This is a genomic window from Bacteroides eggerthii, assembly GCF_025146565.1.
Classification (GTDB): Bacteria; Bacteroidota; Bacteroidia; order Bacteroidales; family Bacteroidaceae; genus Bacteroides; species Bacteroides eggerthii.
Genome location: NZ_CP102258.1, coordinates 161,489 through 187,191, shown reverse-complemented (window position 1 = coordinate 187,191; position 25,703 = coordinate 161,489). Strand labels below are relative to the sequence as shown.

Genomic DNA, 25,703 nt, shown 5'->3' with positions numbered 1-25,703 from the left:
AATGATAAAGAATTTAATTAACCAACTTAACTATTTTAGGTATATGAAAAAGATTCTAATGTTGCTGGCATTGGCCGGCGTATCTTCTGCTGCTATGGCGCAGCAAAAACCTGTCGTTGTGGAACAGGTCGACATTATTCAGGTACAGGACAAGTACCAAGTAATCACAAATCCATTTTGGAGCAACTGGTTCTTTTCTATCGGAGGCGGTGCATCGGTGATGTATGGAGATAACGACCAGCAGTTGGGCGACTTCGGCAAGCGCATCAGTCCTACGATGAACATCTCTGTCGGCAAATGGTTTACTCCGGGTCTCGGATTGCGTTTGCAGTATAGTGGTCTTCAGGCAAAAGGTTTCACGATGGATCCGTTTGCCGATTATGTAAAGGGCACTCAACGTGAAAACGGTTCGTACAAGCAACGCTTTGAGTATATGAACTTTCATGGTGATGTGATGTTCAATCTGAATGCCTTGTTTGGCGGTTACAATCAATACCGCGTATATGAAATAATTCCTTATTTGGGTGCCGGTATCACTCATAACTATACCAAGCCCCATCGTCAGGCCCTGTCGGTGAACGCCGGTATTATCAACCGCTTCCGCATTTCGAATGCGATCGACATTAATTTGGAGCTGAGTGCAATGGGGACTGAGGACAAGTTTGACGGAACAGTTGCCGGTAAGGGTTATGACGGTGTGTTCAGTGCAACGCTCGGTCTGACCTACCACTTCCCGAAACGCGGTTTCAACCGTCCGATGCCGCAGTTGATTTCAGCGCTTGAACTCTCTGCCATGCAACAGCAGATTGCTGAAATGGCTGCTGCCAACCAACAGCTCGAATCGGCTCTGACCGCTGCACAGAACAGACCGGTAGAGGTTGCTGAAACCGAAGTTGTCGTTACCGATCCGAATATCGCGCCGCGTACCGTATTCTTCAATATAGGTTCTGCCGAGGTGTCTCCGCGTGAGGTGATGAACATCTCTTATCTGGCCAAACAGATGCAGGAATTCCCGAACGCGACTTACACCGTAAACGGTTATGCCGACTCTGCCACAGGTACTCCTGAGTTCAACAAGGAGTTGAGCTTGAAACGTGCACAGGCAGTGGTGGATGTTTTGGTGAAGGACTACGGAATCTCTGCCGACCGCCTGAAGATTTCTGCCGACGGTGGTGTTGACAAGTTCGGACAGCCCATCCTGAATCGTGTGGTACTGGTGAAATCTGCTAACTAACAGATAAATAATGGAAAAGAACAAGGGCTGTATCCGGTGACGGGTACAGCCCTTTCTTGTATGCTTTTTTACCACAGAGGGTACAGTATTAAAGGAAGAATCCTCCGCGAAACTCTGTCTCCTCTGTGGTGAAACCTTTATTCTGCGCTGAACTTTTTCACTTGTTCCGCAATCAGTTCCGCGTCGTCAAAATAGTTGATTTTCATGGCGCGACGCACATCGTCCAATGTTGCGGCGGCTGTTTCGCGTGCTGTTTCGCAACCTTTTCTCAGCATCTCGTAGATGGCGGGAATGTCCTTTTCGAACTCCTTGCGGCGATTACGAATCGGTTCCAACGTCTCCTGCATGATGTTGTTGAGGAAACCTTTCACTTTCATGTCGCCCAGTCCGCCACGTTGGTAGTGCGCCTTCAATTCTTCCAGAGAGGGGTAGTCGGGCAGGTAACGTTCAAAATGTTCGGGGCGGCAGAAGGCGTCCAGATAAGTAAATACGGTATTGCCCTCAATTTTGCCCGGATCCTGCACGCGCAGGTGGTTGGGGTCGGTGTACATGCTTTTCACTTTCTTCTGCACCTCGTCGGCTGTGTCGGAAAGGTAGATGCAGTTGCCCAGTGACTTGCTCATCTTGGCTTTTCCGTCTGTTCCCGGCAGGCGCAGGCAGGCTGCGTTGTCCGGCAGAAGGATTTCGGGCTCTACCAGTGTGTCGCCGTAGATGAAGTTGAAGCGGCGTACGATTTCGCGGGCCTGCTCAATCATCGGTTCCTGGTCTTCGCCTACGGGAACGGTGGTGGCGCGGAAGGCCGTAATGTCCGCAGCCTGACTGATGGGATAGGTGAAGAAACCTACCGGGATGCTCGTCTCGAAGTTGCGCATTTGGATTTCCGTCTTCACCGTCGGGTTGCGCTGCAGGCGTGATACGGTGACGAGGTCCATATAGTAGAATGTGAGTTCGCACAGTTCCGGTATTTGCGACTGGATGAAGATGGTGCTCTTTGCCGGATCCAGTCCGCATGCCAGATAGTCGAGTGCCACTTCAATAACGTTCTGACGAACTTTCTCAGGGTTCTCCATGTTGTCTGTCAATGCTTGTGCATCGGCTATGAACACGAATGTCTTGTCATACAGTCCGGAGTTCTGCAACTCCACTCTGCGTCTCAATGAGCCTACATAATGTCCGATGTGCAGGCGTCCTGTGGGCCGGTCGCCCGTAAGGATGATTTTTTCTTTTGCCATATCTGTATTTATTATTTTTTCCTTATAAAATCCTGTCTGTTGTAACGGAATGCAAAGATACCATTATTTTCATCTAATGCAGTGCATTGCCCTAAAAATTAAACGGCGGAAGCCATGCTCTGTGCCGGGAGCCTTGTCCGTTCCATGAATATCGGGCATTTCTTTCATTATATTGCTGTGCAGACATCTTTCCCTTGTATTATGAAGTTCTTATTGTGGCGATGCAGTCTTAGAATCAAGCTTTCATTTTCAAGAATGAAAGTTTGATTTTTATAAATGAAAGCTTAATTCCTATAAATGAAAGCTTGATTCTAAGACTGCATTGTTACAAATGTAACTATTCTTTTCGGATAAGAAATTTATTTCTTTGATTAATTTGCTCAAATCGTAAATAAGTCGTTACTTTGCACAAATTTTAAAGACAGTTATGCAATCGCAGGAAATGAGAAGTACATACAACCTTCGTTCGAATGAATTTCATTCGTTAGCCGTCGGTTTCTCTTTTTCCGAAAACAATATTTTTAGTTCTTTGGTAATGCGTTAATCCTTAATCGGGGTAACGCATTTTTTTTGTATAGGTGGGAAGAACGTAAAAAGTGAACTTACATAGATAACAAAAGAGATATGGAAAAGAATTTGAAGAAAGTGCTTGTTTTGGGCTCAGGTGCGCTCAAGATCGGTCAGGCGGGAGAGTTTGACTATTCCGGCTCGCAGGCTTTGAAGGCTTTGCGTGAAGAGGGTATAAGTTCGGTATTGGTGAACCCGAACATTGCTACAATCCAAACATCGGAAGGTATTGCCGATCAGGTTTATTTCTTGCCGGTGACTCCTTATTTTGTAGAGGAAATCATCAAGAAAGAACATCCGGATGGCATTTTGTTAGCTTTTGGCGGACAGACCGCACTGAACTGTGGTGCGGAACTCTATACCAACGGCGTTTTAGATAAATACGGCGTACGTGTGCTGGGAACCTCCGTAGAGGCTATCATGTACACCGAAGACCGCGACCTTTTTGTGAAGAAGCTGGACGAAATAGAGATGAAGACGCCCGTCAGCCAAGCTGTGGAAAGCATGGAAGACGCCCTCGCCGCAGCCCGCAAAATCGGTTATCCCGTAATGGTGCGTTCGGCTTATGCCTTGGGCGGACTGGGCAGCGGTATCTGTGCCAACGAGGAGGAATTCCTGAAACTGGCCGAGAGCTCTTTTGCTTTCTCCAAGCAGATTCTGGTGGAAGAGTCCTTGAAGGGCTGGAAAGAGATTGAATTTGAGGTGATCCGCGATGCCAACGACCACTGCTTCACCGTAGCAAGCATGGAAAACTTCGATCCGCTGGGCATCCATACGGGTGAGTCCATCGTGGTTGCGCCTACCTGCTCGCTTACCGACGAACAGGTGAAAATGTTGCAGGAACTTTCTACGAAATGTATCCGCCACCTCGGCATCGTGGGCGAATGTAATATACAGTATGCATTCAATGCCGAAACCAACGACTACCGCGTGATTGAGGTGAATGCCCGTCTGTCGCGTTCTTCCGCACTGGCATCCAAGGCCACCGGCTATCCGCTTGCTTTCGTTGCCGCCAAGATTGCGCTGGGCTATACGCTCGACCAGATCGGCGAAATGGGAACTCCCAATTCGGCTTACGAGGCTCCGCAACTGGATTACCTGATCTGCAAAATCCCGCGTTGGGACTTGACGAAGTTTGCGGGGGTATCACGCGAAATCGGTTCGAGCATGAAGTCAGTGGGCGAAATCATGTCTATCGGCCGCTCTTTCGAAGAAATCATCCAAAAGGGCTTGCGTATGATAGGACAAGGCATGCATGGCTTTGTGGGCAACGACGGTGTGGAATTCGATGATTTGGACCATGAACTGTCTCACCCCACCGACCTGCGTGTATTTGCCATTGCCCAGGCTTTGGAGAAGGGGTATAGCATTGACCGCATCTTCGAACTGACAAAGATCGATCCCTGGTTCCTCGGCAAATTGAAGAATATCGTAGATTATAAAAATAAACTTTCACAATATAATAAGGTGGAAGACATTCCGGCTGACGTGCTGCGCGAAGCAAAGGTACTCGGCTTCTCCGACTTCCAGATTGCGCGTTTCGTGCTGAGCCCGGAAGGCAATATGGAGAAAGAGAACCTTATGGTACGCGCCCGCCGCAAGGAGTTGGGTATTCTCCCGGCTGTGAAGCGCATCAATACCGTTGCTTCCGAACATCCGGAACTGACGAACTACCTCTATATGACGTATGCCGTACAGGGATATGATGTGAACTACTATAAAAACGAGAAGTCGGTAGTTGTACTGGGATCGGGCGCTTACCGCATCGGCTCTTCCGTAGAGTTCGACTGGTGTTCTGTGAACGCTATCCAAACGGCACGCAAGCTGGGTTACAAGTCAATCATGATTAACTACAACCCTGAAACGGTGTCCACCGACTACGACATGTGCGACCGCCTGTACTTCGATGAACTTTCTTTTGAACGTGTACTCGACGTCATCGACCTTGAACAGCCGCGCGGCGTAATCGTGTCCGTAGGCGGACAGATTCCGAACAACCTTGCCATGAAGCTCCACCGCCAGTCGGTGCCTGTGCTGGGTACTTCTCCCATCTCTATCGACCGCGCAGAAAACCGCAACAAATTCTCTGCCATGCTCGACCAGCTTGGCATTGACCAGCCGGCATGGCAGGAGCTGACCAGCCTGGAAGACGTGAAGGGATTCGTTGAAAAAGTGGGTTATCCTGTATTGGTGCGTCCGTCGTATGTGCTCTCCGGCGCTGCGATGAATGTGTGCTACGATGAAGAAGAACTGGAAAACTTCCTGAAAATGGCCGCCGAGGTTTCTAAGGAGTATCCGGTGGTGGTGTCTCAGTTCTTGCAGAATACAAAGGAGATTGAGTTTGATGCTGTGGCACAGAACGGTGAGGTGGTGGAATATGCCATTTCCGAGCACGTGGAGTTTGCCGGTGTGCACTCCGGTGACGCTACGCTGGTGTTCCCGGCGCAGAAGATCTACTTTGCTACGGCACGCCGTATCAAGAAGATCAGCCGTCAGATAGCAAAGGAACTTAACATTTCCGGTCCTTTCAACATCCAGTTCCTGGCACGTAACAACGAGGTGAAGGTCATCGAATGTAACTTGCGTGCTTCGCGTAGCTTCCCGTTCGTGTCTAAAGTGCTGAAACGCAACTTCATCGAGACTGCTACGAAGATCATGCTGGATGCTCCCTATTCCCGTCCGGACAAGTCGGCGTTCGACATCGACTGGATCGGCGTAAAGGCGTCTCAGTTCTCCTTCTCACGTCTGCATAAGGCAGACCCGGTATTGGGCGTGGACATGTCCTCTACGGGCGAGGTGGGCTGTATCGGCGACGACTTCTCCGAAGCATTGCTGAACTCCATGATTGCCACCGGCTTCAAGATTCCTTCTTTGGAGAAAGGTGTTATGTTCTCTTCCGGTGCAATGAAATCGAAAGTGGATCTGCTGGATGCCAGCCGTATGCTCTTTGCCAAGGGGTATAAAATCTACGCTACGGCAGGTACCGCCGCGTTCCTCAACGCACATGGCGTGAACACCGAGGCTGTGTTCTGGCCGGATGAACGTGCCGATGCGGAAAACAATGTAATGACGATGATTGCCGAACATAAGTTCGACCTGATTGTGAATATTCCGAAGAACCATTCTAAGCGCGAGCTGACCAACGGTTACAAGATTCGCCGCGGCGCTATCGACCATAACATTCCTTTGATTACGAATGCCCGTCTGGCAGGTGCTTTCATTGAAGCGTTCTGCGAGATGAAAATGGAAGATATTCAGATTAAGAGCTGGCAGGAATATAAATAATTCTGCTGATATACGATTGTAATGGGGCGGACATCCTTTAGCCGGGATGTCCGCTTTCCATAAATTGATGATTGGTGCATGCCGAAGAATATATATAATGGATATGAATGAAGTAGATAAAATGCGGAGTTCGCAACTGGCGAATACCTCTTCCCCGGAAATCCAGGAACGTTTTAAACGTGCAAAGAAACTGCTGTTGAAGCTGAACCGCATGGACGGGTATGATGAGGAGTTTCGGAGGGTATTGGAGGATTTGATACCCGGTATTCCCGCCTCTGCCACAATCTGGCCGCCTTTCTGTTGCGATCATGGCGACGGCATCCGTCTCGGGGAACATGTGTTTATCAATTCCAACTGTACGTTTTTGGACGGGGGATATATCACGATCGGAGCGTATACGCTGGTCGGTCCCAATGTACAGATTTATACCCCTCAGCATCCGCTTGATTATTTGGAGCGGCGTGTGGAGCAGGAATATGCCTATCCGGTGACGATTGGTGAGGATTGCTGGATTGGCGGAGGCGCTGTTATTTGTCCCGGAGTGACGATTGGCGACCGGTGTATTATCGGCGCGGGGAGCGTGGTGACCAAAGATATTCCGTCCGATTGTGTGGCGGTGGGTAATCCGGCAAAAGTGATCCGCAAAAATGAAGTAAAAAAAGAATAAAGCTAATTGCTTGAATTTCAGTAATACTTAGTGGTGTGTGAAAAAAACTTGCAAAATAGATGGCTAAAGTTTTGGTAGTTTCAAAATAAGCTGTACCTTTGCATCGCTTTTGAAACGGAAGTGTACGGGCGTTTAGCTCAGCTGGTTCAGAGCATCTGCCTTACAAGCAGAGGGTCGGCGGTTCGAATCCGTCAACGCCCACACAAAAAAAACAAACACTTTCGTTCATCAAAAGGGCGTTTAGCTCAGCTGGTTCAGAGCATCTGCCTTACAAGCAGAGGGTCGGCGGTTCGAATCCGTCAACGCCCACAGGTTTTGAAACTTTTTTACGGCTTTGCATCGTAAGATGTGAAGCCGTTTTTTTTTTGTCTTACAGGCTCATTTTTTTTAATTTATTTCCTCTTTATGCCTGATTACTCGGAAAAAAGCCGTAATTTTGCAGCCCGATAATTATCATATAATACGACGTATGGAACTTGATTTACTTACCGCAATCTCTCCGATTGACGGTCGTTACAGGGGCAAGACAGATGCTTTGGCTGCCTATTTCTCAGAATTTGCACTGATAAAATATCGTGTACAGGTTGAAGTGGAATATTTTATCACCTTGTGTGAACTGCCTTTGCCGCAGTTGAAAGGGGTGGACAAGGGTGTATTCGAGACATTAAGAAATATCTACCGTAACTTTTCCGAAGCCGATGCCGGACGCATCAAGGAGATTGAAAGCGTGACTAACCACGACGTGAAGGCTGTGGAATATTTCCTGAAAGAAGAATTTGACAAGTTGGGCGGTATGGACGACTATAAAGAGTTTATCCATTTCGGACTGACTTCGCAAGATATTAACAATACCTCTATTCCTTTGTCTGTAAAAGAAGCACTGGAACAGGTGTATTATCCCCAGATAGAAGAGCTGATTGCCCAGCTCCGCACATACGCGGAAGAGTGGGCGAACATCCCGATGCTTGCCAAAACGCATGGGCAGCCGGCTTCTCCTACCCGTTTGGGAAAAGAGGTGATGGTGTTTGTGTATCGTCTGGAGCGCCAGTTGGCCGCATTGAAAGCATGTCCGTTAACCGCTAAATTTGGTGGAGCTACGGGTAATTACAACGCGCATCATGTGGCCTATCCGGAATATGACTGGAAGGCTTTCGGCAACAGGTTTGTCGCTGAGAAGCTGGGGCTGGAGCGTGAGGAATATACAACCCAGATATCCAATTATGATAATCTGTCGGCAGTTTTCGACGCGATGAAACGTATCAATACGGTGATGATCGATATGAATCGCGACTTCTGGCAATATATCTCCATGGAATACTTCAAACAGAAGATTAAAGCCGGGGAGGTTGGTTCAAGTGCGATGCCGCATAAGGTGAATCCCATTGACTTTGAGAATGCCGAAGGCAACCTGGGCATAGCAAATGCCATCCTTGAGCATCTGGCGGTGAAATTGCCGGTGTCACGTCTGCAGCGCGACCTGACCGACTCCACCGTATTGCGTAACGTGGGTGTTCCGTTCGGGCATATTATAATCGCTATCCAAAGCTCACTGAAAGGATTGCGTAAGCTGTTGCTGAACGAAACGGCTATCTACCGCGATCTGGATAATTGCTGGAGTGTGGTGGCCGAGGCCATTCAGACAATCCTGCGCCGCGAGGCATATCCGCATCCTTATGAAGCGCTGAAAGCGTTGACACGTACCAATCAGGCGATTACGGAGAGCTCAATCAAGGAATTCATAGAAGAATTGAATGTGAGCGAGGACATAAAGAAGGAATTGCGTGCGATTACTCCCCATACGTATACGGGACTTTAAGAAGTGACAAGAGAAGCCCGGAAGAATCTCAACTTTTTGTTCCGGGGATTGTTTATAAGCTAACGTAAAAGAAGGTAATTAGAGATAAAGAAAGAATGGCCGTGAGGCCAGTAGGTTTAATTTTATTCGAATAAAAAACAATGAGTACAGAAAATGAAACTTGGCGTGATGCCTCTTCTTCAGAAGAGAATTCAGGCGCCGGCCGTGATGGTAACCAATTTAACAGAGAGGGAGGTTACAACCGTCCGTCTTATAATCGTGAAAATGGGGACCGCCCTTATCGTCCGAGATTTAATAATGAAAATGGGGATCGCCCGCAACGTGCTTATAGCAGCGACCGTTCTTATCGCCCGCGTTTTAACCCGAATGGAGAGAATGGCGACCGCCCTCAGCGTTCTTATGGCAACAATGCCGGTGGCGACCGTCCTTACCGTCCCCGCTACAACAGCGAAGGCGGCGACCGTCCCCAGCGCTCTTACGGCAACAATGCCAGTGGCGACCGTCCTTATCGTCCCCGCTACAACAGCGAAGGCGGCGACCGTCCCCAGCGTTCTTATGGCAACAATGCCGGTGGCGACCGTCCTTACCGTCCCCGCTACAACAGCGAAGGCGGCGACCGTCCTCAGCGTTCTTATGGCAACAATGCCGGTGGCGACCGTCCTTACCGTCCCCGTTACAACAGCGAAGGCGGCGATCGTCCTCAGCGCTCTTACGGCAACAATGCCGGTGGCGACCGTCCTTACCGCCCCCGCTACAATGGCGAAGGTGGTGACCGTCCCCAGCGTCCTTATGGCAACAGGGATAGTTACAGCCGTCCGATCCGTCGTACGGCGGATTATGATCCCAATGCCAAGTATAGCAAGAAGAAGCAGATAGAATACAAGGAGCAGTTTGTCGATCCGAATGAACCGATCCGTTTGAATAAGTTTCTGGCGAATGCCGGTGTGTGTTCACGTCGCGAGGCGGATGAGTTTATTACAGCCGGTGTGGTGTCTGTGAACGGAGAAGTGGTGACCGAATTAGGTACGAAGATCAAACGCGGTGATGAGGTGAAGTTCCACGATCAGGCTGTCAGCATCGAACGCAAGATATATGTTCTGCTGAACAAACCGAAAGATACGGTGACGACTTCCGATGATCCGCAGGCACGCCGCACCGTAATGGACTTGGTGAAAGGCGCTTGCAGCGAGCGTATCTATCCGGTGGGCCGTCTGGACCGTAATACTACGGGCGTGCTGTTGCTCACCAATGACGGTGACTTGGCTTCTAAGCTGACTCATCCCAAATATCTGAAAAAGAAAATATATCATGTGCACTTGGATAAAAATCTGACCAAGGCCGATATGGAGCAGATTGCGGCCGGTATCCAGCTGGACGACGGTGAGATTCAGGCAGATGCTATCAGCTACACAGATGATTTTAAGAAAGATGAAGTGGGCATAGAAATTCATTCCGGTAAGAACCGTATCGTGCGCCGTATTTTTGAGTCGCTGGGATATAAGGTGGTAAAACTGGATCGTGTGTTTTTTGCCGGCTTAACCAAGAAAGGCTTGCGTCGCGGTGAATGGCGTTATCTCACAGAACAAGAGGTGAACTTCCTGCGCATGGGTTCTTTCGAATAATATATATATAATCAAGGTATAATAACTGTTTTATGGAAAAGATCAGTAGAACAAAGATTGTTGACCTGCTGAAGCGTGAAGATTTTGGCGCTATGGTCAACGTGAAAGGCTGGGTTCGCACCCGCAGAGGTAGTAAGCAAGTTAATTTTATCGCGCTGAATGACGGTTCTACAATAAATAATGTGCAGATTGTGGTGGATCTGGCAAATTTCGACGAGGAGATGCTGAAGGATATTACCACAGGTGCTTGTCTGAGCGTGAACGGTGTGTTGACGGAGTCGGTGGGTTCCGGTCAGAAAGCTGAAATCCAGGCTCGCGAAATAGAAGTGCTGGGTACTTGCGACAATACGTATCCTTTGCAGAAGAAAGGACATTCCATGGAGTTCCTTCGTGAGATTGCCCACCTGCGTCCGCGTACGAACACGTTCGGCGCTGTATTCCGTATTCGTCACAATATGGCCATTGCCATTCATGAATTCTTCCATAAGAAAGGGTTCTTCTATTTCCATACGCCTATCATTACAGGTTCCGACTGCGAAGGCGCCGGACAAATGTTCCAGGTCACTACGATGAACCTCTATGATTTGAAGAAAGATGAGAACGGTTCCATTATCTACGATGACGACTTCTTCGGAAAACAGGCAAGCCTGACGGTTTCCGGCCAGTTGGAAGGCGAGCTTGCGGCTACGGCACTGGGTGCTATCTATACGTTCGGACCCACGTTCCGCGCGGAAAACTCCAATACTCCCCGTCACTTGGCGGAGTTCTGGATGGTTGAGCCGGAAGTTGCGTTCAATGATATTACCGATAACATGGATCTGGCGGAAGAATTCATCAAATTCTGTGTGCAGTGGGCCTTGGACAACTGTGCCGATGATGTGAAGTTCCTGAATGATATGTTTGATAAGGGCTTGGTGGAGCGTCTGCAAGGTGTTTTGAAAGAGAGCTTCGTTCGCTTGCCCTATACGGAAGGTATCAGGATACTGGAAGAGGCCGTTGCCAAAGGTCATAAGTTTGAGTTCCCTGTATACTGGGGGGTTGACTTGGCTTCCGAGCACGAGCGCTATCTGGTGGAAGAACACTTCAAACGTCCGGTTATCCTGACGGATTATCCGAAGGAGATCAAGGCGTTCTATATGAAGCAGAACGAAGACGGCAAGACGGTGCGTGCCATGGATGTGCTCTTCCCGAAGATTGGAGAGATAATCGGCGGTTCCGAGCGTGAGGCCGATTATGCCAAGCTGATGAACCGCATCGAAGAGCTTCATATTCCGATGAAGGATATGTGGTGGTATCTTGATACCCGTAAGTTCGGTACATGTCCCCACTCCGGTTTCGGACTTGGATTCGAACGTCTGTTGCTGTTTGTGACCGGTATGACTAATATTCGTGACGTGATACCGTTCCCTCGCACTCCGCGTAACGCAGAATTCTAATCGGCGCAAAGCGAAATATAATATTCGGTGGAAAGACCTGCATAAATAGAAGTTTATGCGGGTCTTTTTTTATAGGATAAATTGTTATTTTCTCAAAATAAATCTTTATATTTGTGTCAGCAGGAATGGCATGACGTTAACCAATATCATACGAATATGAAAAAGAATTATTTCTTTACCATGCTGGCAGTGGTGCTGCTTGCGGTAACAGGAGTCCGGGCGCAGGATAAGGCCGCTTTTGAGCCTGCGCATCTGCAAGGTATTTGGCAGTTATGTCATTATGTGTCTGAAAATCCGGATATTCCCGGAGTGCTGAAGCCGAGTAATACGTTCAAGGTGCTGAGTGACGACGGACGCATCGTTAACTTTACGATACGCCCCGGTACGGACGCCATTATCACAGGATATGGCACGTACCGGCAAATATCGGCGGCTGCCTACAAGGAGAGCATTGAGAAGAATATCCACTTGCCCATGCTGGACAATAAGGATAATATCCTTGAGTTTGAAATGGGTGCGGGCGGTGTGATGTACCTGAAGTATTTTATCGAAAAAGATTTGAACGGAAATGAGCTGAACACCTGGTTTCACGAAACATGGAAACGGGTGACTATGCCGCCGGTGTTTCCGGAAGACATTGTCCGGTAACTGAAGTCCGGCGTCCTTTGGTGTGACTTCCGAAAACCTCTGTCCATAGGCATTTGCGGACACAGGCAAGGAGCTTTTGAATTATCTTCCGGGGTGGTGTGATTATCCCCGGAAGATAATTTCTTTTTATTGTATATCAGCCAAGTGCAATTTAAAAAAAAGAAGAAAACGTTTGCCAGTTATAAGAAAATCCGTACCTTTGCAAGCCGATTATTATCTCATAAGGATAAGCATTTAATTCATAGCGAGTTAATCTCCCTTTGTCCGAGGTGGCTAATTCGTGGTGAAGCAAAACATTTAGTAGTAACATTTAAAAAAACAATTAAGAGTGGATACTTTAAGTTACAAGACCATTTCTGCAAACAAAGCTACAGTGACTAAAGAATGGGTCATTGTTGACGCTACCGACCAAGTATTGGGTCGTCTGGGCGCAAAAGTTGCGAAGCTGTTGAGAGGAAAGTATAAACCAAACTTTACTCCTCACGTAGATTGTGGCGATAATGTGATCATTATCAATGCCGACAAAGTAAAATTAACCGGTAACAAGTGGAATGACAAGGTATATCTGTCATATACAGGCTATCCCGGCGGTCAGAGAGAAATCACTCCTGCTCGTTTGCAGGCAAAACCGAACGGTGATGACAAGTTGCTGAGAAAAGTAGTAAAGGGTATGTTGCCTAAGAATAAACTGGGTGCTCAATTGCTGGGCAATATGTACGTTTATGCAGGCAGCGAGCACAAACATGAAGCTCAGAGCCCGAAAATGATTGATATTAACGCACTTAAATAAGAGATAATGGAAGTAGTAAATGCATTAGGCAGACGTAAAAGTGCAATTGCACGTATTTTCGTAAGCGAAGGTACTGGAAAGATTACTATTAACAAGAGAGACCTCGCAGAGTACTTTCCATCAAGCATTCTTCAGTATGTAGTTAAACAACCGTTGAACAAGCTGGGTGTTGCTGAAAAGTACGACATCAAAGTAAATCTCTGCGGTGGCGGTTTCACCGGTCAGTCTCAGGCATTGCGTCTTGCAATCGCTCGCGCGTTGGTGAAAATCAATGCTGAGGATAAGGCTGCTCTCCGCGCTGAAGGCTTCATGACCCGCGATCCCCGTTCTGTTGAACGTAAGAAACCGGGACAGCCGAAAGCTCGTCGTAGATTCCAGTTCAGTAAACGTTAAGAGTTGGAGAACGGTTGGGGCGGACAAGTTGCTTAATTCTCGACTTTCACCTCTCAACTCTCAACTGAAAAGGCGTTTAGTATCTAAACTACCGGGACTCTTCATTCGGATAGGCTACCCGGCGGTTGGTTTAGAAAAAACAAAAAAGAAAGTAAACGATTTAAAGATTAAAACAAAATGTCAAGAACAAATTTTGATACATTATTGGAAGCCGGTTGTCACTTCGGTCACTTGAAAAGAAAGTGGAACCCTGCAATGGCTCCTTATATCTTCATGGAGCGCAATGGTATTCATATCATTGACCTCAACAAGACGGTTGCTAAAATTGACGAAGCTGCTGAAGCTTTGAAGCAAATCGCTAAATCAGGAAAGAAAGTCCTGTTTGTTGCTACTAAAAAACAAGCTAAGCAGGTGGTTGCCGACAAGGCTGCATCTGTAAATATGCCTTATGTAATCGAGCGCTGGCCGGGTGGTATGTTGACTAACTTCCCGACTATCCGTAAGGCTGTGAAGAAGATGGCTACTATCGACAAGTTGACTAACGATGGTACTTATTCTAACCTCTCTAAGAGAGAAATTCTGCAAATCTCCCGTCAACGTGCTAAGTTGGACAAGACTTTGGGCTCTATCGCTGACCTGACTCGTCTGCCGTCTGCTTTGTTCGTTGTCGACGTAATGAAAGAGAATATTGCTGTTCGCGAAGCTAACCGTTTGGGTATTCCTGTTTTTGGTATCGTTGATACTAACTCCGATCCTACAAACATCGACTTCGTTATTCCGGCAAATGATGACGCTACTAAGTCAGTAGAAGTTATCTTGGATGCTTGCTGCGCTGCTATGCAGGAAGGTCTGGAAGAGCGTAAGGCTGAAAAGGTGGATATGGAAGCTGCCGGTGAAGCTCCTGCCAACAAAGGCAAGAAAAAAGCTGCAAAAGCAAGACTCGACAAGTCTGACGAGGAAGCAATCAACGCTGCAAAAGCTGCTGCTTTCATCAAGGAAGACGAAGAGGCTTAATTCATAGTGGAGAGTTGAGAATTGAAAGTTGAGAGTTACTTTACAGCAATTCTCAATTCTCTATTCTCAGCTCTTTTTCGCTTTATTAGAATGATATTTATTAACTAAAAATATAAAGGAAAGATATTATGGCTGTAAGTATGGCTGATATTACCAAGCTCCGTAAAATGACCGGTGCTGGTATGATGGATTGCAAGAATGCATTGAATGATGCTGAAGGCGATTTCGACAAGGCAATGGAAATTATCCGTAAGAAAGGACAGGCTGTTGCTGCCAAGCGTTCAGACCGCGAGGCTTCTGAAGGTTGCGTTTTGGCTAAGACTACCGGTGACTTTGCCGTTATCATCGCTTTGAAATGCGAAACCGACTTCGTTGCTCAGAATGCTGACTTCGTGAAACTGACTCAGGATATCCTTGATCTTGCTGTTGCCAACAAGTGCAAGACTTTGGATGAAGTGAAGGCATTGCCGATGGGCAATGGCACTGTGCAGGATGCGGTAACCGACCGTAGCGGTATCACAGGTGAAAAAATGGAACTCGACGGTTATATGACCGTAGAGGGTACAACTACCGTTGTTTACAATCACATGAACAGAAACGGCCTTTGCACAATCGTTGCTTTCAACAAGAACGTTGACGAACAGCTGGCTAAGCAAGTGGCTATGCAGATTGCTGCCATGAACCCGTTGGCTATCGATGAGGACGGCGTTTCTGAAGAAGTTAAGCAGAAAGAAATCGAAGTTGCCATTGAAAAGACGAAAGCTGAACAAGTGCAGAAAGCCGTAGAGGCTGCTTTGAAGAAAGCAGGTATCAACCCGGCTCACGTAGACAGTGAAGATCACATGGAAAGCAACATGTCTAAGGGCTGGATTACAGCTGAAGATGTGGCTAAGGCAAAAGAAATCATCGCTACTGTTTCTGCCGAAAAGGCTGCACATCTGCCTGAACAGATGATTCAGAACATCGCCAAGGGCCGTCTGGGTAAATTCCTGAAAGAAGTTTGCTTGCTGAACCAGGAAGATATCATGGATGCCAAGAAGACAGTGAGAGAAGTATTGAAGGACGCTGATCCCGAATTGAAGATCGTTGACTTCAAGCGTTTCACTTTACGCGCTGAATAATTCTATACGAATAGAAATATACGAAAGCGGTCGCATGGAAATGTCCATGGCGACCGCTTTTTTTTGTAATCTTCCCCGGAGGGAGAGGAGCTTAGCCCACAGGCTTTGTCTGTGTATATCCCTCCTTTTTCAGTAGCTCCAGCACTTTTTGTTTGAAATCTCCCTGTACGATGATTTCTCCGTCTTTGGCACTTCCGCCCACGCCGCATTTGCTTTTGAGGAATTTGCCCAGCTCTTTCAGGTCATCCTCCGTACCGGCAAATCCGGTGATGAGGGTCACGACTTTGCCGCCCCGGTTCTTGCGGTCCAATTGCACGCGAAGGCGCTGCTGGGAGGGTGGGAGAGTGGTTTGTTCTTCGTCGTCATCCACTTCGTAGTTGAAGTCGGGATTGGTGGAGTACACTACGTTCAGTCTGTCTTTCCAGTCGTTGTCTTTGGGTTTCTTAGCCATATATGCATGTTTTAATTTTCTGTGAAAAGGAGTTCAAAAGTACGTTTTTACGGGGAACTTTGCAATCATAGGTAGAAATAATGTTAACCTTTTGTCATAGATATGTTAGAGATTAGAAAAAAAGCACTACTTTTGTCAGTCATAATATTGAGAACTTAAAGGGAAGATCATGAATAATCAGCTACAAAAGAAAGACTCCATGAAGGTGCCGGAACCTACCCTGCGCCGGCTTCCTTGGTATCTTTCCAATGTAAAGTTGCTTAGAAAGAGAGGTGAACGCTTTGTTTCCTCCACTCAAATCTCCAAAGAAATCAATATTGATGCTTCTCAGATAGCAAAGGATTTGTCGTATGTCAATATTTCCGGCCGCACGCGTGTGGGGTATGATATAGATACGTTGATTGCTGTGCTGGAGGACTTCTTGGGGTTTACCAATATACACAAGGCTTTTCTTTTCGGTGTCGGAAGTCTGGGCGGTGCGTTGCTGCGCGATTCCGGTTTGAGCCATTTCGGCTTGGAGATTGTGGCGGCATTCGATGTTAATCCGGATCTGGTGGGTACGACATTGAACGGTATTCCTATTTTCCATTCCGATGATTTTGAAAAGAAGATGCGTGAGTACGATGTTAATATCGGTGTGCTGACGGTTCCCATTGAGATAGCCCAGAAGATTACGGATACTATGGTTGCGGGCGGCATCAAGGCTGTGTGGAACTTCACCCCGTTCCGTATTCGTGTGCCGGAGGATATAGTGGTTCAGAACACTTCGTTGTATGCACATCTGGCAGTTATGTTTAACCGTTTGAACTTTAACGAAATCAAGTAATGAAGATTATTGCAGTAGGGATGAACTATGCGCAGCACAACAAAGAGCTGGGGCATACTCAGGTAAATCGGGAGCCTGTTATCTTCATGAAGCCGGACTCGGCTATTCTTAAAGACGGCAAGCCGTTCTTTGTTCCCGATTTTTCTGCCGAGGTGCACTATGAAACGGAAGTTGTTGTACGCATTTGCAGGCTGGGTAAGAATATTGCTCCGAGATTTGCGCACCGTTACTATGATGCGGTGACAGTGGGGATTGACTTCACAGCGCGCGACCTGCAACGAAAGTTTCGTGAGGCGGGTAACCCTTGGGAACTGTGCAAAGGGTTTGACAACTCGGCGGCTATCGGCACGTTCATTCCTTTGGAACAGGCCGGTGGTGACTTGCAGCAACTGAATTTCCATCTCGATATAGACGGTAAAGAAGTGCAGCGTGGGAATACGTCGGATATGCTTTTCAAAGTGGATGACATCATTGCTTATGTCAGCCGTTTCATGACCTTGAAGATTGGCGACCTGTTGTTTACCGGCACTCCGGCGGGTGTAGGGCCTGTCAGCATTGGGCAACATCTGCAGGGTTATTTAGGAGAAGAGAAGTTGCTGGACTTCTATATCCGTTGATTCTTTTTTACACTCTCTCTCTTTCACAAAGGAAAAATAGCGGAATATCTTTGAGGTGATAGGAATAATACCTATTTTAGCACGTTCATTGTATAATCGAGAAATATGAAGATACGTGTAGGTTTTGGCTTTGATGTCCACCGGTTGGTGGCAGGTAGAGAACTTTGGTTGGGTGGCGTGCGTTTAGAGCATGAAAAGGGCCTGTTGGGACATTCGGATGCCGACGTACTTATACATGCTGTTTGCGATGCGTTGCTGGGTGCGGCAAATATGCGGGATATAGGCTATCATTTTCCTGATACGGCGGGAGAGTTCAAAAATATAGACAGTAAGATACTGTTGAAGAAAACGGTGGAACTGATAGCTGCCAAAGGTTATTCCATCGGTAATATTGATGCGACAATCTGTGCCGAACGTCCTAAGTTAAAGGTTCATATACCCGCCATGCAACAGACTCTCTCCACTGTGATGGGGATTGACGAGGATGATATCTCCATAAAGGCCACTACTACGGAGAAGTTGGGCTTTACCGGACGTGAGGAGGGAATATCGGCTTATGCAACCGTATTGATAGTGAAAGATAATCAGGACTGAATTATCCGGGCTGCCGGAACTTTATGTAATAGAGCCGCGTCCACTTGTTTCTGCCAATGGTATATGTGGCAGCAATGCGTGCCGAGGCTATATATACGGTTTCGTCCACCCGGTAGGCGTGTTCCATGGCAGGCAGCTGGCACGAGTACCGGCTCGCTGTGCGGGAGTTGACGCGGAAGGTCACGAGATTGCCGGAAGCGTCTTTCAGCCTTAATACCTGGCGGACATAAAAATACGGGGTGGTACCCTTGACCTGCGTCTTATAAGGATCGTCCTCCAGACGGACATTGAGAACGGTCAATGTGAGATTCTCCACTTTCTCCCCTTCCTTGCCCAGAAAACGTCCGGCAGAGGGCTGTCTGGCTTTTCGTTGCAGGATGTCGATGTATACGGAATGGTATATTCCGGCGATTTGTACGAAACGCTCCTGCTTAGGTATCCGGGGAGTGAACTTAAAAGCTATCCAAGTGAGATAACCGGGATCTATCTGGAGAATCTCGTGCAGATAATGCCCATGATATTTGCCGAAAGAGATAATGTCGTCGCCCCTGTTCTGCATCCGCTTGGCGTTGTATTCCACTAAGAGTAAGGGACGTAGGGAGTAATAGCATAGCGTACTTGCTATCCGCAAGGCTTCGTGTACATCCTCGTTCAAATCGAAGATATAAAAGATGGATTGCCTTTCGGGCAGGGGAGAGTACACCCAAAGGGAATACCGGGGATAATCCGTTCTCGGCAATACCACAAGATAAGCGCCGGCTTCTTTGAAAGAAGCTTTCTTCTGGTTGTATATACTTAGCTTTTTATACAACAAGTCTTGCTCTGCGGCACTGATGCCCGGAATAAGCGGATTGGCCATACATCGTTGCTTTGCTTATTCCAAATATACGGATTTTGCGGTAGATATGCAACTCTTCCGGCAGTTAAAATCTCACCATTAGCTCCAGTACGATTTTGTCTTGTTCGGATTCTTTGGCAATGCTGTTTTTGGCATAGAAATACTTTTCGTAGTTCAGGCGCAGGTCGGTGCGGAATGCTTTGCTGAGGCTGAAAGTGATGCCGCCCGTCAGTCGCTGGCGTTTGTAGTCGGTGGTTGCCAGTGCACCGGTTTCTTCATCGGTGGTTTTGGCATCGCTTTGGTCTGTCATCATGTCGTAGCGCAGCAGAAAAGACATTTTGTTGAACACTTTCCGCAGGGGCAGGTCGTAGTTGATGAAGGTGTTTACTGCCTGTACGTCTTTGAAAGCATTGTCGGAATATTGCTTATACAGGTATTCGCCTTCGATGTGGAAACGGTTGAACTCGTAGTAGGCGCCGATGTCGTACGATTGCACTCTCACTTCTTCCGGCTGGATGCTCTGTACGCTTAGTGTCAGGTTCAGGCCTTCGGTGAAAAGGAACCGGGCTTTGGCGGAGTAATTAACCTCTTTGTGCCATTCTTTTTGGTTGGTGAGTCCCGAACCGTTGTAAAGTCCGCCTTCCACCGTAATGGGCAGGTCGGTAGGCAGGGTGTATCCTAGCGTGACGCCTACATCGCGCACGTTGCCCACCTGTTTGGCGATGAAGGAACGGTTGGCGAAATATTGCTGGTGTGGCGAGCGGTGGGCGTCAATGGTGAACGGTACGCGCATTTGCCCGGCAGTCACCGTCAGTCCCTTTGCAGGGAATAGGCGGGCATAAGCATCCAGCATTTTGATACTTCCCTCGTCCGACAGGTCTATTTCGGCTTTGTAGGCAACAATCGGCAGGATGTTGCCGGTGAGGCTGATACGTGCATTGCGCACTTCGAAACGTCCGGCTCCCATAGTGGTCTGATGTTCGTATTTGGCGCGGATTGTTCCATGCACTTCGGGTAGGTAGTCTTTTGTCTCCAGTTTGTCTTTGTCTATCTTCTTTCCGTCTTCGTTGTTATAGGAACTTTGGGCATTTGCTGTAAGTGGCAGCAGGGTGATGAGCAGTATCAATGCGCTTTTTCTCATGATTTGTTGTTGTCGATTTGTTTACGGCGCAAAGATACGGTCATACGTGTTATGTTTTTATGTCATACATGTTTCGTTTTTGTTACAAAGAACGCGGTTCCCGTCACGCTTAGGGGGTATAGTACAAAGTCTTGCATTTGTAAGAAAAGATATATATGTTTGTAACATCTTTAAAAAGACAACTTATTCAGGAATTAAAAAGGGATAAGTAAATTTATTTAGGGTTTAAAATATATTGAGTTAACTAACTTAGGTATAACAAACGAAGTTGTCAACTTATTTAGTACACTACAATGTGAACTCATGCTAAAAAGGTATGCCTTTTCTCTGTCTTCTACTTAAAAACCTGTATTTTTGTAAACTAAACAATGGATATCCGGGATATGAACAAGGCAGAGAAGCGAGTGTTGGTTGGAATGAGCGGTGGTATTGACAGTACCGCTACATGTTTGATGCTGCGGGAGCAGGGGTACGAAATTGTCGGCCTTACGATGTGGGTGTGGGGCGACGAGCCGTCGGAGGCCCGTCAGCTTGCCCAAAGCATGGGCATTGAGCATTATGTGGCAGATGAGCGCAAGGCTTTCCGCGAAGTGATTGTCCGGAACTTTATTGACGAATACCGGCAGGGGCGGACGCCCAATCCTTGTGTGATGTGCAACCCGTTGTTTAAGTTCCGCATCCTTACGGAATGGGCGGACAGGCTGGATTGCCGGTACATCGCTACCGGACATTATACCCGTTTGGAAGAACGGAACGGGAAAATATATATAGTTGCCGGAGATGATGAAAAGAAAGACCAGTCTTATTTTCTTTGGAGACTGGGGCAGGATGTCTTGAGACGTTGCCTTTTTCCGCTGGGTACATATACAAAATTGCAGGTGCGCGATTATCTGCGTGGCAAAGGCTATGCGCTGAAGGCGGAAGAGGGCGAGAGTATGGAAGTGTGTTTCATAAAAGGGGATTACCGGGACTTTCTGCGCGAATATTCTCCTGAAATAGACAAGGAAGTCGGTCCGGGCTGGTTTGTGAATTCGGAAGGAGTGAAGCTGGGAGAGCATAAAGGTTTTCCTTACTACACCGTCGGACAGCGGAAGGGGCTGGAGATAGCATTGGGCAAGCCGGCTTATGTGTTGAAAATCAATCCGCAGAAGAATACGGTGATGCTGGGCGATGCCGAACAGCTCAAGACGGAATATATGTTGGCGGAGCAAGACAACCTGATCGACGAGGCGGAGGTATTTGGAAATGAGGAGCTGACGGTCCGCATCCGTTATCGCAGCAAGCCCATTGCCTGTTCGGTGAAACGTTTGGAGGACGGGCGGCTGCTGGTGCACTTTCAGACGGAAGCGTCTGCCATTGCTCCCGGACAGTCTGCTGTGTTCTACGTCGGAAAGAGGGTGGTAGGCGGTTCGTTCATTGCCTCGCAACGTGGAATCGGTATGTATTTGGATAATTGAAAATTAAGAGAGACCAATGGGGAAAAGATTTATTATTCTTTCGGCTTTAGCACTGCTTGCGGCAGGTGCATCGGCACAGCCACAGGATACGCTGAAGTATCGTATAAGTTTGAGGGACAAGGCTGCCACCATTTATTCGCTGGAACATCCGGAACAGTTCCTTTCACAGAAAGCCATTGACAGGCGTCGGAAGCAGAATCTGGCGGTCGATTCTACCGACCTTCCGGTCTGTCGTAAATATATTGATGAGATACGCAGGCAGGGAGTGAATGTTGTTGTCACCGGAAAATGGGAGAACTTTGTTACGGTCTCCTGCAACGACTCCGCCTTGATAGGCCGTATTGCCGCGTTGCCCTTTGTACGCGCTACGGAGAAAGTGTGGACTGCCCCTGAAATGGATGGAGAGATAGTAGCGGGCATGCGCGATTCCGTAATTAATGCACCTAAGATATATACCGACAGCATTTATGGCCCTGCCATTACTCAAATCCAACTGAGCAACGGGGACAAACTGCACGATGCCGGATTCAAGGGGCAGGGAATGACCATTGCCGTTATTGATGCCGGATTCCATAATCTGGATAAGATAACAGCGATGCAGAATATTCGTGTATTGGGGACAAAGGACTTTGTCGACCCTCAGGCGGATTTGTTTGCCGGGAGCAGTCATGGACTGAGTGTGCTTTCCTGCATCGGAATGAACCGGCCGGGCATTATGACGGGAACTGCACCCGAAGCCTCTTTCTGGTTGCTTCGCAGTGAGGATGAGGTTTCCGAACATCTGGTGGAGCAGGACTATTGGGCTGCTGCCGTAGAGTTTGCCGACAGTGTGGGGGTGGATGTGCTTAATACTTCGTTGGGATACTACTCTTTCGATGACAAATCGAAGAATTACAGATATCGCGATTTGGACGGACATCACTCCCTGATGTCCCGTCAGGCATCGCGTATAGCCGATAAGGGTATGGTGCTGGTGTGCAGTGCCGGTAATTCGGGAATGGGTTCCTGGAAGAAAATAACCCCGCCGGGAGATGCCGAGAATGTGCTGACGGTGGGAGCTGTGAACAAGCAGGCGTTGCTGGCTCCGTTCTCTTCCATCGGCAATACGGCCGATAACCGGATTAAGCCGGATGTAGTGGCCGTAGGCGAAGGAGCGAACGTGATTCGTACGGACGGAAACCAGGGCAAGGCCAACGGGACTTCTTTTTCTTCGCCGGTCATGTGTGGCATGGTGGCTTGCTTATGGCAGGCGTGCCCCGGACTGACAGCGAAAGAGCTGCTCGAATTAGTCCGCGCTTCCGGTGATCGTGCCGGATATCCGGATAATATCTATGGTTATGGCGTGCCCGATATGTGGAAAGCATATACTGATTATAAAAAAAAGGCGGGTAACCAAGGCCTTTAAGCTGAATGAAGGAAATGGATGCATTGTCGCTATATGACTTGAATGTCCTGGTGCGTCGCAGCTTGGAGCAGTGCCTGCCCGACACTTATTGGATACAGGCGGAGCTAAGCGATGTGCGCACCAACAGTACGGGGCACTGCTACTTGGAATTTGTGCAGAAAGACGCCCGCAGCAACAGCCTGATAGCTAAAGCAAGAGGGACAATCTGGTCGAATGTGTTCCGTTTGTTGAAACCCTATTTTGAGGAAGCCACCGGACAGGCATTTGTGTCGGGCATCAAAGTGCTGGTGCAGGTCACAGTCAGCTTTCACGAACTCTATGGATATAGCCTTACGGTGCAGGACATTGATCCTACCTATACGTTGGGCGACATGGCCCGCCGTCGTAAGGAGATTCTGAAGCAACTGGAAGAAGAAGGGGTGCTTCTGCTCAATAAGGAACTCGACATTCCCCGCCTGCCGCAGCGCGTTGCCGTTATTTCTTCTTCAACGGCTGCCGGGTATGGGGACTTCTGCCACCAGTTGAAGAACAATCCGGGAGGTTTCTACTTCTATACGGAGCTTTTTCCGGCATTGATGCAGGGCGATCGTGTGGAGGAGTCCGTTTTGGTAGCTTTAGACAAGATAAATTCACGTTTGGAGAGTTTTGATGTAGTGGTCATTATCCGGGGCGGCGGGGCGACTTCCGACCTTTCAGGGTTTGACACTTATCTGCTTGCGGCTGCCTGTGCGCAGTTTCCTTTGCCTGTTATAACGGGTATCGGGCATGAACGCGATGATACGGTGCTTGATTCTGTGGCCCATACCCGCGTCAAGACTCCTACTGCTGCCGCGGAATTCCTGATAGGCTGCATGAATGATGCTGCCGAAGAACTGGAGATGCTTGCCGGACGCTTATACGGAGGTGTCCGGGAGTTGTTGGCACAGGAGCACCGGAAGTTGGTGTCGTACAGGAACCGTATCCCTTCGGCCGCTTACAGGTATATATCGGATGCGAAGTTTGCTTTGCTCACAGTCAGCAAGGACATTGTGCAGGCGGCAACGTCTTCCTTGTCCCGTCATCATCACCGGCTCGAACTGCTTCAGCAACGCTTGACGGATGTGTCGCCGGAGAAGCAGCTGGCCCGCGGTTACAGCATAACGCTGAAGAACGGGAGGATTGTAAAGAACGTTTCCTCTCTGAACGAGGGAGATGAAATCACTACCCGTTTGTATCAGGGGGAGCTCATTTCAACAGTAACTAATAAAAATACATAGCCCTATGCCTACACCCAAGAAAAAGGAAACTTATTCCCAAGCAATGGAACGTCTGGAGAAGATTGTCGGCCAGATAGACAATAATGAGTTGGAAATAGACATGCTTGCCGAAAAAATTAAGGAAGCCAATGAAATAATAGCGTTTTGCAGCGACAAACTGACTAAAGCTGATAAGGAAATTGAAAAATTACTGGCAGAGAAGCGGGAATGTGAAGAATAAAAACTATTTTTGTTGCTGATTGTACATAATAGCAACTAATATTTTAAGAGATATGAAAGAACTGGATTGGGCTAATCTGCCGTTCGGCTATATGAAGACAGATTACAATGTGAGAATTTACTATCGTAATGAACAGTGGGGCGCATTGGAAGTATGCAGCGAGGAGACCATTCCTATGCACATGGCTGCCACTTGTCTGCACTATGGTCAGGAAGCTTTTGAGGGATTGAAGGCGTTTCGTGGCAAGGACGGTAAGGTTCGTATTTTCCGTCTGGAGGAGAATGCGGCTCGCTTGCAGTCCACCTGTCGCGGCATCCTGATGCCGGAGTTGCCGACGGAACGTTTTAAAGAGGCTATCCTTAAGGTGGTGAAGCTGAATGAACGTTTTATTCCGCCTTACGAATCGGGAGCTTCCCTCTATATCCGTCCCTTGCTGATAGGCACCGGGGCGCAGGTTGGGGTACACCCGGCCAAAGAATACTTGTTTGTTGTATTCGTAACGCCGGTAGGTCCTTACTTCAAGGGAGGATTCTCAACCAATCCGTACGTTATTATCCGCGAGTTCGACCGCGCCGCGCCTTTGGGCACAGGTATCTATAAGGTAGGCGGTAATTATGCCGCCAGTCTGCGTGCAAATAAGAAAGCGCACGACTTGGGCTATGCCTGCGAGTTCTATCTGGATGCCAAAGAAAAGAAATACATCGACGAGTGCGGTGCTGCCAATTTCTTCGGTATCAAAGACAATACTTACATCACTCCGAAGTCCACTTCCATCCTTCCGTCCATTACGAACAAGAGCCTGATGCAATTGGCCGAAGATATGGGTATGAAGGTAGAGCGCCGTCCGGTGCCGGAAGAAGAACTGCTGACTTTCGAGGAAGCGGGGGCTTGCGGTACGGCTGCCGTTATCAGTCCGATTGAACGCATCGACGATGTAGAGAACGGTAAGTCGTATGTAATTGCCAAAGACGGTAAGCCGGGCCCTGTCTGCACGAAGTTATACAATAAGTTGCGTGGCATTCAATACGGTGACGAGCCCGATACGCATGGTTGGGTAACAATCGTAGAATGAC

At 48.1% G+C, this 25,703-nt stretch carries 23 protein-coding genes and 2 tRNA genes; 21 read left to right on the top strand and 4 right to left on the bottom strand.

What is annotated here, in order from left to right; translation table 11 throughout:
• The first annotated feature begins 43 nt into the window (after positions 1-43).
• Complete coding sequence (locus NQ546_RS00775) at positions 44-1,234, top strand: OmpA family protein (RefSeq protein ID WP_021939402.1); 1,191 nt, start codon at positions 44-46, stop codon at positions 1,232-1,234.
• Positions 1,235-1,371: 137 nt separating this feature from the next.
• Here NQ546_RS00775 and trpS read toward each other — a convergent pair whose 3' ends face one another.
• Complete coding sequence (gene trpS, locus NQ546_RS00770; RefSeq protein WP_004288293.1) at positions 1,372-2,466, bottom strand: tryptophan--tRNA ligase; 1,095 nt, start codon at positions 2,464-2,466, stop codon at positions 1,372-1,374.
• Positions 2,467-3,090: 624 nt separating this feature from the next.
• Between trpS and carB the strand changes: the two genes are divergently transcribed.
• The 12 genes from carB to tsf all read left to right on the top strand — a co-directional run bounded on the left by carB (position 3,091) and on the right by tsf (position 15,825).
• On the top strand, positions 3,091-6,318 hold the full coding sequence (gene carB, locus NQ546_RS00765) for a carbamoyl-phosphate synthase (glutamine-hydrolyzing) large subunit (RefSeq protein WP_004288295.1): 3,228 nt from the start codon (positions 3,091-3,093) through the stop codon (positions 6,316-6,318).
• A 103-nt stretch (positions 6,319-6,421) separates the two neighbouring features.
• Positions 6,422-6,985, top strand: coding sequence for a sugar O-acetyltransferase (locus NQ546_RS00760; RefSeq protein WP_039952978.1), 564 nt, complete (start codon positions 6,422-6,424; stop codon positions 6,983-6,985).
• A 126-nt stretch (positions 6,986-7,111) separates the two neighbouring features.
• Positions 7,112-7,186 (top strand) — tRNA-Val (locus NQ546_RS00755).
• A 33-nt stretch (positions 7,187-7,219) separates the two neighbouring features.
• Positions 7,220-7,294, top strand: a tRNA-Val gene (locus NQ546_RS00750).
• A gap of 160 nt (positions 7,295-7,454) precedes the next feature.
• Positions 7,455-8,801: an adenylosuccinate lyase gene (gene purB / locus NQ546_RS00745; protein ID WP_004288297.1), complete on the top strand. Its 1,347-nt coding sequence runs from the start codon at positions 7,455-7,457 to the stop codon at positions 8,799-8,801.
• 140 nt (positions 8,802-8,941) lie between these two features.
• On the top strand, positions 8,942-10,423 hold the full coding sequence (locus NQ546_RS00740; protein ID WP_039952880.1) for a pseudouridine synthase: 1,482 nt from the start codon (positions 8,942-8,944) through the stop codon (positions 10,421-10,423).
• A 32-nt stretch (positions 10,424-10,455) separates the two neighbouring features.
• On the top strand, positions 10,456-11,859 hold the full coding sequence (asnS, locus tag NQ546_RS00735) for an asparagine--tRNA ligase (protein WP_004288300.1): 1,404 nt from the start codon (positions 10,456-10,458) through the stop codon (positions 11,857-11,859).
• A gap of 156 nt (positions 11,860-12,015) precedes the next feature.
• Positions 12,016-12,507, top strand: a complete 492-nt coding sequence (locus NQ546_RS00730; RefSeq protein ID WP_004288301.1) for a DUF4488 domain-containing protein — start codon at positions 12,016-12,018, stop codon at positions 12,505-12,507.
• Positions 12,508-12,835: 328 nt separating this feature from the next.
• Positions 12,836-13,297: a 50S ribosomal protein L13 gene (gene rplM / locus NQ546_RS00725; protein WP_004288303.1), complete on the top strand. Its 462-nt coding sequence runs from the start codon at positions 12,836-12,838 to the stop codon at positions 13,295-13,297.
• A 6-nt stretch (positions 13,298-13,303) separates the two neighbouring features.
• Positions 13,304-13,690, top strand: a complete 387-nt coding sequence (rpsI, locus tag NQ546_RS00720) for a 30S ribosomal protein S9 (protein ID WP_004288304.1) — start codon at positions 13,304-13,306, stop codon at positions 13,688-13,690.
• A 177-nt stretch (positions 13,691-13,867) separates the two neighbouring features.
• Entirely contained in the window at positions 13,868-14,704 is an 837-nt protein-coding gene (gene rpsB, locus NQ546_RS00715) for a 30S ribosomal protein S2 (RefSeq protein ID WP_004288305.1), read from the top strand.
• A gap of 128 nt (positions 14,705-14,832) precedes the next feature.
• Complete coding sequence (tsf, locus tag NQ546_RS00710) at positions 14,833-15,825, top strand: translation elongation factor Ts (RefSeq protein ID WP_004288306.1); 993 nt, start codon at positions 14,833-14,835, stop codon at positions 15,823-15,825.
• Positions 15,826-15,916: 91 nt separating this feature from the next.
• Here tsf and NQ546_RS00705 read toward each other — a convergent pair whose 3' ends face one another.
• Positions 15,917-16,276, bottom strand: a complete 360-nt coding sequence (locus NQ546_RS00705) for a translation initiation factor (protein ID WP_004288307.1) — start codon at positions 16,274-16,276, stop codon at positions 15,917-15,919.
• A gap of 169 nt (positions 16,277-16,445) precedes the next feature.
• Here NQ546_RS00705 and NQ546_RS00700 point away from each other — a divergent pair, with 169 nt between their 5' ends.
• The 3 genes from NQ546_RS00700 (at position 16,446) to ispF (ending at position 18,313) form a co-directional block, all read left to right on the top strand.
• Positions 16,446-17,102, top strand: a complete 657-nt coding sequence (locus NQ546_RS00700; RefSeq protein ID WP_004288308.1) for a redox-sensing transcriptional repressor Rex — start codon at positions 16,446-16,448, stop codon at positions 17,100-17,102.
• Positions 17,102-17,719, top strand: coding sequence for a fumarylacetoacetate hydrolase family protein (locus NQ546_RS00695; protein ID WP_004288309.1), 618 nt, complete (start codon positions 17,102-17,104; stop codon positions 17,717-17,719). Before NQ546_RS00700 ends, NQ546_RS00695 begins: the two co-directional genes overlap by 1 nt.
• A gap of 105 nt (positions 17,720-17,824) precedes the next feature.
• Positions 17,825-18,313, top strand: a complete 489-nt coding sequence (gene ispF, locus NQ546_RS00690; protein WP_004288310.1) for a 2-C-methyl-D-erythritol 2,4-cyclodiphosphate synthase — start codon at positions 17,825-17,827, stop codon at positions 18,311-18,313.
• Between the two features lies 1 nt (position 18,314).
• Here ispF and NQ546_RS00685 read toward each other — a convergent pair whose 3' ends face one another.
• Positions 18,315-19,172 (bottom strand): exodeoxyribonuclease X C-terminal domain-containing protein, encoded by an 858-nt coding sequence (locus tag NQ546_RS00685; protein WP_004288311.1) that lies wholly within the window; start codon positions 19,170-19,172, stop codon positions 18,315-18,317.
• 64 nt (positions 19,173-19,236) lie between these two features.
• Positions 19,237-20,292: a porin gene (locus tag NQ546_RS00680; protein WP_004288312.1), complete on the bottom strand. Its 1,056-nt coding sequence runs from the start codon at positions 20,290-20,292 to the stop codon at positions 19,237-19,239.
• A gap of 368 nt (positions 20,293-20,660) precedes the next feature.
• Between NQ546_RS00680 and mnmA the strand changes: the two genes are divergently transcribed.
• The 5 genes from mnmA to NQ546_RS00655 are packed head-to-tail and all read left to right on the top strand — an operon-like array spanning position 20,661 to position 25,702.
• Positions 20,661-21,749: a tRNA 2-thiouridine(34) synthase MnmA gene (gene mnmA, locus NQ546_RS00675; RefSeq protein ID WP_004288313.1), complete on the top strand. Its 1,089-nt coding sequence runs from the start codon at positions 20,661-20,663 to the stop codon at positions 21,747-21,749.
• A gap of 16 nt (positions 21,750-21,765) precedes the next feature.
• Entirely contained in the window at positions 21,766-23,154 is a 1,389-nt protein-coding gene (locus NQ546_RS00670; RefSeq protein WP_004288314.1) for a S8 family peptidase, read from the top strand.
• Between the two features lie 14 nt (positions 23,155-23,168).
• Entirely contained in the window at positions 23,169-24,410 is a 1,242-nt protein-coding gene (gene xseA / locus NQ546_RS00665) for an exodeoxyribonuclease VII large subunit (RefSeq protein ID WP_039952980.1), read from the top strand.
• Between the two features lie 4 nt (positions 24,411-24,414).
• Positions 24,415-24,630, top strand: coding sequence for an exodeoxyribonuclease VII small subunit (gene xseB, locus NQ546_RS00660; protein WP_004288316.1), 216 nt, complete (start codon positions 24,415-24,417; stop codon positions 24,628-24,630).
• 52 nt (positions 24,631-24,682) lie between these two features.
• Positions 24,683-25,702: a branched-chain amino acid aminotransferase gene (locus NQ546_RS00655; protein WP_004288317.1), complete on the top strand. Its 1,020-nt coding sequence runs from the start codon at positions 24,683-24,685 to the stop codon at positions 25,700-25,702.
• Position 25,703: the final 1 nt, after the last annotated feature.